Source organism: Burkholderiales bacterium (assembly GCA_013695435.1).
GTDB lineage: Bacteria > Pseudomonadota > Gammaproteobacteria > Burkholderiales > JACMKV01 > JACMKV01.
The window spans coordinates 1-11,145 of the sequence record JACDAM010000201.1; the positions used below are offsets into that span (position 1 = coordinate 1).

Genomic DNA, 11,145 nt, shown 5'->3' on the forward strand with positions numbered 1-11,145 from the left:
GCCCGGATAAGTGCCGGCCCATGCGGGTTGCGACGAGAAGGCCGCCATCTGCGGCGTTGCGGGACTCGGTCGTGGGAGCAACCACTGCCCTTCGTCCCGCGCCTTGCGTCTGCGGCCTTCTCGTCGCAACGCGGGGGTGTATAGGTTAATCAGAGGTTCCTTAGCGGTGTGATGCGCGTTTGCGTTCAGGGCATCGGCGTATTAGGCGCCGGCCTTCCGGATTGGCCGACCGCGCGTGCGATTCTGTGCGGCGGACGCGTCTATCGCCAGGAGCCGCCGCCGCAACCCAGGCCCGACTTGCTCCCGCCCAACGAGCGGCGGCGGGGCGCCGCGATCATGCGCTGGTCGATCGCGGCAGCGCAGGAAGCAGTTGCGGCTTCGGGGCTTGCGGCAAGCGATCTCGCCACGGTATTCACCTCCAGCGGCGGCGACGCCGACACGCTGAACAATATTTGTCAGGCGCTCGCAACGCCGGAACGCATCGTGTCGCCGACACGCTTTCAAAACTCGGTGCACAATGCGCCGGCCGGCTACTGGAGCATCGGCGCGGCTTCGCGCCGTTCTTCGGTCACGCTTTGCGGACACGATGCGTCGTTCGCCGTCGGTTTGCTGGAAGCGGCGAGCGAAGTCGTTGTCGATCAGGCGCCGGTGCTGCTGGTTGCGTGCGACCTGCGCTATCCAGAACCGTTATGGGCGGTGCGCCCCATCACCGAAGCGTTTGCCGTCGCGCTGGTATTGGCGCCCCCGCCCGCCCGCGATTCGCTTGCCTTCTGGTCGATATCAGTCGAGCGAGGCGATGCCGTCGGCGAGTTTCCCGCGGCGATTCCGGCAGCGTTTCGCGATAACCCGGCCGGGCGCGCGCTCACGTTGCTGGAGGCGCTCGCGCAGCGAGCGGCCGGTCCGATCAAAATGAGTTACATCGACGGCTGCCATGTCGTGGTCGACAGCATAAATGAATAAGAATGCTCTGCCCGCCCGCGATACGATCGCTGCGCTGATTCCGCACAGCGGCGCGATGTGTCTGCTCGACGCAGTGATCGAGTGCGATGATCAAAGCGTAAGGTGCCGCGCAACCGGTCACCGCGACGCCGGCAATCCCTTGCGCGATAACGGAGAACTGCATGCGCTGTGCGGTATCGAATACGCCGCGCAGGCTATGGCTGTGCATGGCGCGCTGCTGGGCGGAGCAGACGCGGTTCCTGGGATGCTGGCGGCGGTGCGCGAGTTCGAAGCGGATGTCGAGCGGCTCGACGACATCGCCGACGATCTCATCGTCAGCGCCTATCGGCTGATTGGCGACAATACGAGCCTGCTCTACGAATTCTCGCTGCACGCCGGAAGCCGCTGCATCATGCGCGGCCGCGCCATGGTGTTGCTGGCGCGCGCGTCGGCATGAAGCGGCGGCGTGCGCCAGCCCTCGCGGCGCCCACCGAAACTCTTGATGGGCAGACGACTCGATGAAGCGGGCCGAAAACTATGCCGTCGTCATTCCCGCCTACAACGAGGCGGCGACGATACGTGAAGTCGCGCTGTCAGCCTCACGCGTCGTGCCTCTGGTTGTGGTCATCGACGATGGCTCGAACGACGGCATGCGCACCGCGCTCGCCGGCGCGCCCATCGTACTGCTGGCGAATGAAAAAAATCTCGGCAAGGCAGCCAGTCTGCGGCGTGGCATCGAATACGCGCTGGAGCACGGCGTTCAGGCGGTGATCACGCTGGACGGGGACGGACAGCACGATCCTGCCGATATCGTCAAACTGATCGCGGCGCATCGCGCGCAACCCGATGCGATCGTCATAGCTTCGCGTCTGATCGATCGTCACAACGCGCCGCGGCCGCGCTATTACGCCAATCGCTTCGCCAATTTCTGGATCGCATGGGCGGCCGGGTACCCGATCAGCGACAGCCAATCGGGCTTTCGCCTGTATCCGGCGGCGGTGCTGCGCGCAACCATGCCGTGTTGTGATACGCGCGCGAGCTTCGTCTTCGAAAGTGAGGTTTTGATCGAGGCCGGACGCCGCGGCCATTGCAGCATCGCTGTTCTCGTGCCATCGATTTACCGCACCAACGCCCGCGCCAGCCACTTCCGGCCGGTGGCCGACATCGTCCTTATCGTCCGCATGGTCGCCTGGAAGCTGGTTTCGCGCGGGTTATGCCTGCCCGGCTTAATTCGGAGCTTGCGGCGCCCGGGCGGGATGTGGGCGCGCGATGAACAGGAACGGCGAACGGTGAGGGGCGAGAAGTGAGAGTGGAACGTGATTGAGGGGAAAGCCGGATTGCTCTGCTGCTCACCGTTCACTCAACCAACTTCAAGCTATCTGCTCTGCACGACGGCGCCAAAGAACTTGCGCGCGAATTCCTCGGCTGGAACCGGTTTGCTGTAATAGAAGCCCTGATATTCGTGGCATTTCAGGTATTGCATGGCGGCAAACTGGCCGTCCGTTTCGACGCCTTCGGCAACCACGCGCAACTGCAGGCTGCGCGCCATGGCGACAATGGCGCTGACAATCGCGGCATCGTCCGAATCGCTTTCGATATCGCGCACGAATGAGCGATCGATCTTGATGGTGTCAATCGGCAGCCGCTTCAGATAACTCAGCGAAGAATAACCGGTGCCGAAATCGTCGATCGAGATGCGCGTGCCGAGCTGTCCCAGCTTGCGCAGGATGGCCAGATTCTCCTCGATGTTCTGCAGCAGCAGGCTTTCCGTCATCTCGAATTCGAGATAGCGCGGATCGAGCCCGGTCGTTGTCAACACCCTGGAAATCTGTTTCAGCAATTCGCGGTGATCGGTAAATTGGCCGGGCGACAGATTTACCGCGACGCGTAACGGCGGATAGCCCGCCAACTGCCACGCTTTGTTTTGCGCGCAAGCGTTATACAGCACCCACTCGCCGATCGGCACGATCAGCCCTGTTTCCTCGGCGATCGCGATGAACTGGCCGGGCTGGATCAGCCCCCTTTTCGGGTGGCGCCAGCGCACCAGGGTTTCCATGCCGACGATCTGGCCGCTTCGCATGCTGACCAGCGGCTGGTAATGCAGCACGAGTTCGTGCCGCTCGAGGGCGCGCCTCAGGTCGTTCTCGACGTTCAGGCGCTCGACCGCGCGCGTGTTCATCTCGGCCGAGAAAAACTGATAATTGTTGCGACCTTTTTCCTTCGCGTGGTACATGGCTACGTCGGCGTTTTTCATCAGGGTCTGCACGTCTTCACCGTCGGTCGGGAAAATGCTGATGCCGACCGAGCACGAGGTATTCAGCGCGAGGTGGTCGACCGTGTATGGCTGCGCCACGGAACGCAGCATCTTCTGCGCGACCTGCGAAGCGTCATCGGTATCCTTCAGGCCGAACAGCGCGACGACGAATTCGTCGCCGCCGAGGCGCGCCAGCGTATCGCCCTTGCGCACGCAATTGCCGAGGCGCGCCGCGACCTGTTTCAGCAAGGCGTCGCCGATATGATGGCCCAGCGAATCGTTGATGTTCTTGAAGCGGTCGAGGTCGATGAACAGCAGCGCGAACGACAAGCTACTGCGCCGCGACGACACGATGCCCTGGTTCAGGCGATCGTTGAGGAGCACGCGGTTCGGCAATTCGGTCAGCGGATCGCGCGTCGCCAGCTTTTCGATTTGTTGCTCGGCGAGCTTGCGATCGGTGATGTCGAGGCTGGTGCCGCGATAGCCGGTCACGTTGCCGCGCCCGTCGAGGATGGGCACGCCGCTGACCTGCTGCCAGATGATCTCGCCCCACTTGGTACGGCCCATATGTTCGAGGTAACGAAACGGCTGCCCCGGCGAGATGCGCTGCTTGAACCATTCCTTGACTCGATTCGCTTCATCCTCGGGCATGAAATCGGTCGGCCGGCTGCCGAGCACTTCCTTGTCGCTGTAGCCGAGCAATCCGCCCATGCGCTCGGAAACGTAGGTATAGCGCCAGTCCGCGTCGACTTCCCAGACGAATTCGCCGGCCGCCGCGACGACGTCGTGAAACCGCCGTTCGCTTTCTTTCAGGCGCAACTCGTGGCGCTTGCGCTCGGAAACATCCTGGATCACCCACAGAAAATATTCAGGCGCGCCGGACTGTTCGCTGACGACCGCGACGCTAATGTCCGCCCAGACTTCGCTGCCGTCCTTGCGGATATAGCGCTTTTCGTGCGCGACATTCGAGGTTTCGCCGGCGCGCACCCTATCGAGGTAGGCGATATCCTCCGCCAGATGATCGGTATGCGTGATGTCCTTGAAATCGATCCGCAGCAGCTCCTCGCGCGTATAGCCGAGGATTTCGCACAGCTTGGGGTTGACGCGCAGGAAGCGGCCATCGAGGGCGACGTGCGCGAGGCCGACGGCGGCCTGTTCGAACGTCGCGCGAAAGCGCTCCTCGCTTTCCCGCAGCGCCTGCTCGGCGCGTTTTCTCGCCGTGATGTCGATCGAAAAGCCGAGCAGCAAATCTTGACCCGACGCGCCGCCGACGAGTGGATCGTTCAGCCGCGTGATACCGGTGAGCAGCCATTCTTCATTGGCGCCGCGTTCGATGCGGTGCTCGTGCAGCACCAGCTCGCGGCCGGCGGCGGCGTCAGCATCTTCGTCCCGCAAGCCTTGCGCCACCACTTCGGGAAATACCGCGTAGTCGTCCTTGCCGAGCAGATCGTGCTCCTCGCGGCCCATGGTTTTGCAGGTTGTCTGATTGACGATCAGGTACTGCCCCTCCGCGTTTTTCAAAAATACATTGATCGGCAGGGTATCGAGAATCTTCCGCAGCAGCGTTTGCTGGCGCTTGATTTCGCGCTCGGCGCGGCGCGCATCGAAGCGATCGCTGAACACGAGCACGGCGCCGACGATTTCGTGCCTGGCGTTGCGTATCGGCGCGGCCGAATCGGCGATTGGCCGCTCGCTGCCGTCGCGCGCGATCAGCAAGGTGTGATTGGGAAGCCCGACGATTTCGCCGCGCGCCAGTGCGCGCGCAACCGGATTGTCGACCGGCATGCGATTATCTTCATCGATCAGCCGAAAAATTTCTTCGACCGGCTGACCCCGGGCCTCGTCACTGTGCCACCCAGTCAGGTATTCGGCGACCGGATTCAGGCGCATCACGGACCCCTTGGCGTCGGTGGTCACGACGGCATCGCCGATCGAGTGCAGCGTGATCGACAGGTTTTCCTCGCTTTGCCGAAGCGCGAGCTCCGAGCGCCGGCGTTCGGTTTGCGTGGCCGACAAGATCAGCGTCATCACTGCGAGCGCGGCGAGGAAGGACTCCATCAGCAAATTCGTGCTGACCGAATCCGCCGCGAAAGGCCCTTGTTCGAGCGCCGTAGCCCCCATTGCAAGGATGGCGAGCAGCAGGGTCGCGGCCGATGCAATGCGCGGCGAGAAACGCAGCGCGATCCAGACTGCAACCGGAAAAACAAGGTAGCCAAGCGGATGCTGTTCCGGTTCGGAGAAAGGTGGATAGAAAAATGCCACGATCCCGATGCCAATCAGCGCAGCCAGCAGGACGGTCGCTTCGATGCCGCGGCCGGCATCGAGTTCGACGCGCGGCCGCGCGGCCCAACTCAGCAGGACCGGCGTGATCAGCGCAATACCGAGTGCCGCACCCATCCACCAGACGATCCAGACCAGCATGATTTCCGCTGGCAGCACACCGCCCAAAGCGAGGCTGGCGGTGCCGATTGCGGAGCCAAGTATAGGGCTGGTGACGGCGCCGATGATCAAAAGGCGCAGCGCATCTTCGAGGCGTTCGAACGATGCCGAAAAGCCGAAGCGGCGCAGCAGCCAAGTCGCGAGCATCGGCTCCAGTGTATTGCCGAGCGCGATGCCGAGCGTCGCCACCAGGGGAAGACCTTCGCTGAAATTGGCTAAACCGGCGCCGATTGCGATGGCCGGGAAGTACCGTATGCCGCCGAGCAGCAGACCGGCGAGCGCGATGCCCGATGCCGGCCAAACCGCGGTCGCCGCGCTATCGACTGCGAGCAGCATGAAGCCGAGTTTCGCCGCGAGGAAATAAATCACGGCGAATCCGGCGGTTTTCAGCAGATAGGCGACCACCATTTTCATTGGGTGAGAAAATCCGAACTCGTGTTGGCGCCGCCGTGGTCGCTTAGCCATGCGCGAGCGACGCGACAGCTTAGTATAGTCGAGCCCCTCGAAGTGGCGAAGCAAGCCAGTCGGGGCGGGCGCCAGCGACATTGCTGGTTATCCGTCGAAACCCGCTCGTCTCATCGGCGGGAACGCTCATTTTTCTCCGGCATCGGCAAGTTGCGAGCGTTTCGCCGCGACTTTCGCATTGAATTTCGCCGCATCGATGATGAAGCGCTCGTGCACGCCGGAGGAAATACGGTCGATGCCGTCATGCGCGGTTACGGCAAATGTCAGTTTGCGTCCTTCGACCTGGGTCAAGGTCACGTTGACTGTCACCGTGAAGCCCGGCGGCGTCGGCGCCAGATGGGAGAATTTCACATCGGTGCCCAGCGTCTGCTCGCGCGGCCAGTCGAGATAAGGCTTGATCGCTTCCGCGCACGCCCATTCGATCAAGCCGACCATGAATCCGGTCGCGAACACTTCCGGCATTTGCTGAAACAGCTCGGACTCGGGGTACAAATGCGGCACGGTTTTGGTCGACGGAATGGTGAATTCGAATTCAGAAGCTAGCCCGGCTTGCAGAAAATTTTTCATCGTTCTTCCCGATCGATCTGTCGTTCCCGCTTCAGGTAAAGGCCCCCATCAGTCGATAAAGCGAGTCCTGGCTTGCGTGGCTATAATCAAAGCTTGGCGGGCGCATCGATCCGCGCGTGCGGGCGATGGTGACTATACAGGATGCCGCACCGGAACCCGGCCAACAGAGTAACCATACCAGCGGAAATCACTCCGTCAATCGCAACACCTATTTCCAGAGGGGAGTCATGGAAAACCTGAAAACCAGCAATGACGTTTTATTCATTCTGCTCGGCGCGATCATGGTGCTCGCGATGCACGCCGGTTTCGCGTTTCTCGAACTCGGCACGGTGCGCAAGAAAAATCAGGTCAACGCGCTAATCAAGATATTGTGCGACTTCGCGGTTTCGACTATCGCCTATTTCTTCATCGGGTATTTGATCGCTTATGGCGTCAGTTTCTTTGCCGACGCGGCGACGCTGACGCAAAGAAGCGGCTACGATCTGGTCAAATTCTTCTTCCTACTGACGTTCGCGGCGGCCATCCCGGCCATCGTTTCAGGCGGCATAGCCGAGCGCGCGAGATTCTACCCGCAACTTGCGGCGTCGTTTCTGCTCGTCGGCTTCGTCTATCCGCTTTTCGAAGGGATAGCGTGGAACGATGCGTTCGGCATACAGGCGTGGCTGGCGGCGAGCTTCGGCGCCAAATTCCATGATTTCGCCGGCTCGGTCGTCGTCCATGCGGTCGGCGGCTGGATCGCGCTGGTTGCAGTCGCGCTGCTCGGCGCGCGGCGCGGGCGTTATCAGACGAGCGGAGCGATCAGCGCGCATCCGCCTTCATCGATTCCATTCCTGGCGCTCGGCGCATGGGTGCTGTCGATCGGCTGGTTCGGCTTCAACGTGATGTCGGCGCAGACCATCGACAAGATCAGCGGGCTCGTCGCGCTGAACTCGCTGATGGCAATGTCCGGCGGCATACTCGCCGCCCTCGCCGTCGGCCGCAACGATCCGGGATTCGTGCACAACGGGCCGCTCGCCGGTCTGGTCGCCGTGTGCGCCGGATCCGATCTCATGCATCCGCTCGGCGCGCTGGCGACAGGCGCCATCGCCGGCGCGCTGTTCGTCATCATGTTCACATTGACGCAGAATCGCTGGAAGATCGACGACGTGCTCGGCGTCTGGCCGCTGCACGGTCTATGCGGCGCGTGGGGCGGTATCGCGGCGGGAATTTTCGGCCTGCAGACCTTCGGCGGTATCGGCGGCGTCTCGTTGCCGTCGCAACTGATAGGCACCGGTCTCGGCATCAGCGTCGCCGTGATCGGCGGCGCCATCGTTTATGGCCTGCTGAAAGCCGCCGTCGGCATCCGCCTCGATCCCGAGCAGGAATTCAATGGCACGGATTTGAGCATCCACAAAATTTCGGCAACGCCGGAAAAAGAGGGAGGATGGTGATTAGAGCTCTCTAAAGGTTTCCTGAAAAGCTCAAAAACCGTCGTTGCGAGCAGCCTTTAGCCCCGGACTTGATTCGGGGGAAGCAATCTCGCCTTCGGTAGTATCGAGAGCTTAGAGATCGCTTGGTCACAAAAAACGCTCCTCGCAATGACACGTCGCGGCTTTTTCAACAAGCCCCTAAGTCAGCCAGCCGCGAACAACCTGCAACAATAGCCAGATATTGAGTACCGCGATCAAAACGGCAACGCTCCACGCCAACGCGATGCGCCACGGTGGGCTCACGAACTCGCCCATTTTGCGCCGATCGCTGGTGAACATCACAAGCGGAATAACCGCGAAGCTCAGTTGCATGCTGAGAACGACCTGGCTCAGGATCAGCAGTCTCGCGGTTCCCGATTCGCCATAAAGCGCTGTCACGATCACTGCCGGCACAATCGCAATCAGGCGCGTGACCAGCCGCCGCAGCCAGGGCCGCAGACGAATGTTGAGGAAGCCCTCCATCACGATCTGGCCGGCCAAAGTTCCGGTCAAGGTCGAGGCTTGGCCGGATGCGAGCAAGGCGACCGCGAACAGCGTGCTGGCGCCGGCTACGCCCAAAATCGGCGACAGCAACTGGTAGGCCTCGCCGATCTCCGCGACCTCGTGATTGCCGCTGCTGTAAAAAGCGGCCGCCGCCACGATCAGAATCGCGGAATTGATGAACAGCGCCAGCATCAGCGCCAGGGTAGAATCGATGGTCGCGAACTTGATCGCCTCTTTTTTGCCCTCGCGCGTCCTTGCGTAATTGCGGGTTTGCGCGATCGAAGAATGCAGGTAAAGATTGTGCGGCATGACCGTCGCGCCGAGGATGCCGATGGCGATATAAAGCATCTCGGGATTGGTGACGATCTGCGGTGACGGCACGAAGCCGCGCGCGATAGCGGCGATATCGGGATGCGAAAAAACGATCTGCGCGGCAAACGAAACACCGATGGTCAGAACGAGCGCGATCACCACCGCTTCCAGCCAGCGAAAGCCGCGGTTCTGCAGCAGCAGCAGGATCATCACGTCGAACGCGGTCAGCAAGACGCCCCACACCAGCGGAATGCCAAACAGCAGGTTGAGCGCGATCGCCGAGCCGATGACTTCGGCGAGATCGCAAGCGATGATCGCCAGTTCGCACAGCACCCACAATACGAACGAAACGCGCGGCGAGAAGTGATCGCGGCAGGCCTGCGCCAGATCGCGTCCGGTGACGATGCCGAGCCGAAGCGCCAGCGCCTGCAGCAGGATCGCCATCAGATTCGAAATCATGATGACCGACAGCAGCGTGTAATTGAAGCGCGAACCGCCGGCAAGATCGGTCGCCCAGTTGCCGGGATCCATATAACCGACCGCGACCAGATAACCAGGCCCCGAAAAGGCCAGCATTTTGCGCCAGAAACTCGCGCCGCGCGGCACGGCAAGGCTCGCATTCGCCTCCGGCAGGCTGGGCGTAGCTTGTTCTCTGCGCCAACCGTTGAACAGCGGCGCTTTCGCAGTTTCGGTGACGTTGTGATTCATGTGACCAACCTTTTCGTTTTCATCGGCGCGTTGCCTTGATGCGCGCGCCGCAAGGCGAGGCGGCCCGCCAACGCATCGCCCGCGCGATTGTCGGGCTCAGACGTTCGTCTTGTCAGTCTCCGCCCCAGTCTTGCTGAGATTGGTAGCGGTGGATGTCGTCTTGTCGAGCTTGAGCGACGCCGAATTGATGCAGTAGCGCTGCCCGCTCGGCTGCGGCCCATCGTCGAACACGTGCCCCAGATGCGCGTCGCAAGCGCTGCACACAACCTCGGTACGGCGCATCAAAAAGCTGTTGTCCGATTCAGTGCTGACCTTGTCCGGATCGATGGGCGCCGTGAAGCTCGGCCAGCCGGTGCCTGAATCGAACTTCGCATTCGAACCGAACAACTCGTTGCCGCAGCACACGCAGCGATAGACGCCGGCGTCCTTGCAGTCCGCGTATTCCCCGGTGAATGCGCGCTCAGTTCCTTTCTGGCGCGTGACGCGATATTGCTCTTTGGTCAGCGCCTCTTTCCATTCCTGTTCGGATTTGCGGATCTTTTCCATGGCGACTCCGTATCTGCACGCCCGGCAATCTGCGTGGCAGCGCGTTCGACACGGAATGTCGAAAAATTATCCGCGACGGCAGATTGAATCGACGCCGCCCCGTAATCTCAATTGCTTGCCAGCGCTTTGTCGTACTGCGCGATCAGTGTCTTCCGATTCTTGTGCTTTTCCTCGTAGTCTTTGAGTTCCCGCACGTCCTTCGCTGACAGCGATTCGAGTTCCTCGCCGATTTCGCCGATGCTCAACTGGTCGTAATGGTTGATCGGCAAGCCGTCATCGGCTGATTTTTGATGGCGGCCTTTTGCCGTTTCGGCTTTGGTTTCACCAGACTGCGCGCGTTGCTTGTTGACGATTCTGGAAGCGACTTCATCCTCGCGGCCCTTGTAGCGACCCTCGTGTTTGAAATCCTTTTTTCAGCCTTTCGTATTCGCCTTTCGCGCCCAGGGCTTGCTCCTCGCGGCATGATGGTTTCCTCCAAAAAAAGGGGCCTAATGCCCGTATCCGTTTGGAAAAAGAGATCGCCGGAAGTTCCCCGCGATATGTAGCATGGTCTCAAGGACGGGCTCGAGCCTGAACAAGTACAACCGCGGAGTGCAGCAACGAGCGAGCATGCGCGGGGACTTTTCGGTCATCCGCTTTGGTTTAGCCTTGGAAATAGCGCCGCACAGATTTTCTCCTGCATTTCTTCGTCAGCCGTCCGCTCCGAAATCAGTTCACGCAGGCGAAGCGTCCGTTCGCTCAGAAAACGCTCAAAGGCTGTGCGCAGCGAACGACAATCGACTTCCTGGAGCGGAATCCGCACGAGGCCGCGCACACCCTTTCCAGCCACAAAAGCGAGCAATTCCGCCTGCCAGGGATCACGCGTGGTTACAATCGCCAATTGCTTCTTGCCACTCTTGTTGAAGCGCACGCTGCCGCCACTTGCGAACATGTCGTCGCTCAGCATTGGCTCACCGTCGTCCG

At 61.2% G+C, this 11,145-nt stretch carries 9 protein-coding genes and 1 pseudogene; 4 read left to right on the forward strand and 6 right to left on the reverse strand.

Annotation, left to right across the window (positions count from 1 at the left end; translation table 11 throughout):
* Nucleotides 1-171 precede the first annotated feature (171 nt).
* The 3 genes from H0V78_10185 (at nucleotide 172) to H0V78_10195 (ending at nucleotide 2,246) form a co-directional block, all read left to right on the forward strand.
* The gene (locus tag H0V78_10185) at nucleotides 172-960 is read left to right on the forward strand and encodes a beta-ketoacyl synthase chain length factor (protein MBA2352126.1); all 789 of its coding nucleotides are present in this window, start codon (nucleotides 172-174) and stop codon (nucleotides 958-960) included.
* The gene (locus tag H0V78_10190) at nucleotides 953-1,396 is read left to right on the forward strand and encodes a hydroxymyristoyl-ACP dehydratase (GenBank protein MBA2352127.1); all 444 of its coding nucleotides are present in this window, start codon (nucleotides 953-955) and stop codon (nucleotides 1,394-1,396) included. The genes H0V78_10185 and H0V78_10190 overlap by 8 nt, the downstream gene beginning before the upstream one ends.
* Before the next feature lie 61 nt (nucleotides 1,397-1,457).
* Nucleotides 1,458-2,246, forward strand: coding sequence for a glycosyltransferase family 2 protein (locus H0V78_10195; protein ID MBA2352128.1), 789 nt, complete (start codon nucleotides 1,458-1,460; stop codon nucleotides 2,244-2,246).
* 68 nt (nucleotides 2,247-2,314) lie between these two features.
* Here the strand turns inward: H0V78_10195 and H0V78_10200 are convergent, their stop codons facing one another.
* Both H0V78_10200 and H0V78_10205 read right to left on the reverse strand, forming a co-directional pair.
* Nucleotides 2,315-6,046 (reverse strand): PAS domain S-box protein, encoded by a 3,732-nt coding sequence (locus H0V78_10200; GenBank protein ID MBA2352129.1) that lies wholly within the window; start codon nucleotides 6,044-6,046, stop codon nucleotides 2,315-2,317.
* Between the two features lie 177 nt (nucleotides 6,047-6,223).
* Complete coding sequence (locus tag H0V78_10205; GenBank protein MBA2352130.1) at nucleotides 6,224-6,664, reverse strand: thioesterase family protein; 441 nt, start codon at nucleotides 6,662-6,664, stop codon at nucleotides 6,224-6,226.
* Between the two features lie 227 nt (nucleotides 6,665-6,891).
* On the opposite strand from H0V78_10205, the gene H0V78_10210 reads away from it, so the two are divergent.
* Complete coding sequence (locus H0V78_10210) at nucleotides 6,892-8,094, forward strand: ammonium transporter (protein MBA2352131.1); 1,203 nt, start codon at nucleotides 6,892-6,894, stop codon at nucleotides 8,092-8,094.
* A gap of 177 nt (nucleotides 8,095-8,271) precedes the next feature.
* On the opposite strand, the gene H0V78_10215 is transcribed toward H0V78_10210, so the two are convergent.
* From H0V78_10215 to H0V78_10230, 4 genes and pseudogenes are all read right to left on the reverse strand, one after another.
* Nucleotides 8,272-9,636, reverse strand: coding sequence for an Nramp family divalent metal transporter (locus H0V78_10215; GenBank protein MBA2352132.1), 1,365 nt, complete (start codon nucleotides 9,634-9,636; stop codon nucleotides 8,272-8,274).
* Nucleotides 9,637-9,732: 96 nt separating this feature from the next.
* The gene (gene msrB, locus H0V78_10220) at nucleotides 9,733-10,182 is read right to left on the reverse strand and encodes a peptide-methionine (R)-S-oxide reductase MsrB (GenBank protein MBA2352133.1); all 450 of its coding nucleotides are present in this window, start codon (nucleotides 10,180-10,182) and stop codon (nucleotides 9,733-9,735) included.
* Nucleotides 10,183-10,289: 107 nt separating this feature from the next.
* Nucleotides 10,290-10,645 (reverse strand): annotated as a pseudogene (locus H0V78_10225) (hypothetical protein).
* A 165-nt stretch (nucleotides 10,646-10,810) separates the two neighbouring features.
* Nucleotides 10,811-11,128, reverse strand: coding sequence for a hypothetical protein (locus tag H0V78_10230; protein ID MBA2352134.1), 318 nt, complete (start codon nucleotides 11,126-11,128; stop codon nucleotides 10,811-10,813).
* Nucleotides 11,129-11,145 lie beyond the last annotated feature (17 nt).

What these genes read in the sequence shown, in the direction of transcription:
- H0V78_10185 (MBA2352126.1), top strand. Translation starts at nt 172, where the DNA reads ATGCGCGTTTGCGTTCAGGGCATCGGCGTATTAGGCGCCGGCCTTCCG.
- H0V78_10190 (MBA2352127.1), top strand. Translation starts at nt 953, where the DNA reads ATGAATAAGAATGCTCTGCCCGCCCGCGATACGATCGCTGCGCTGATT.
- H0V78_10195 (MBA2352128.1), top strand. Translation starts at nt 1,458, where the DNA reads ATGAAGCGGGCCGAAAACTATGCCGTCGTCATTCCCGCCTACAACGAG.
- H0V78_10200 (MBA2352129.1), bottom strand. Translation starts at nt 6,046, where the DNA reads ATGAAAATGGTGGTCGCCTATCTGCTGAAAACCGCCGGATTCGCCGTG.
- H0V78_10205 (MBA2352130.1), bottom strand. Translation starts at nt 6,664, where the DNA reads ATGAAAAATTTTCTGCAAGCCGGGCTAGCTTCTGAATTCGAATTCACC.
- H0V78_10210 (MBA2352131.1), top strand. Translation starts at nt 6,892, where the DNA reads ATGGAAAACCTGAAAACCAGCAATGACGTTTTATTCATTCTGCTCGGC.
- H0V78_10215 (MBA2352132.1), bottom strand. Translation starts at nt 9,636, where the DNA reads ATGAATCACAACGTCACCGAAACTGCGAAAGCGCCGCTGTTCAACGGT.
- msrB (MBA2352133.1), bottom strand. Translation starts at nt 10,182, where the DNA reads ATGGAAAAGATCCGCAAATCCGAACAGGAATGGAAAGAGGCGCTGACC.
- H0V78_10230 (MBA2352134.1), bottom strand. Translation starts at nt 11,128, where the DNA reads ATGCTGAGCGACGACATGTTCGCAAGTGGCGGCAGCGTGCGCTTCAAC.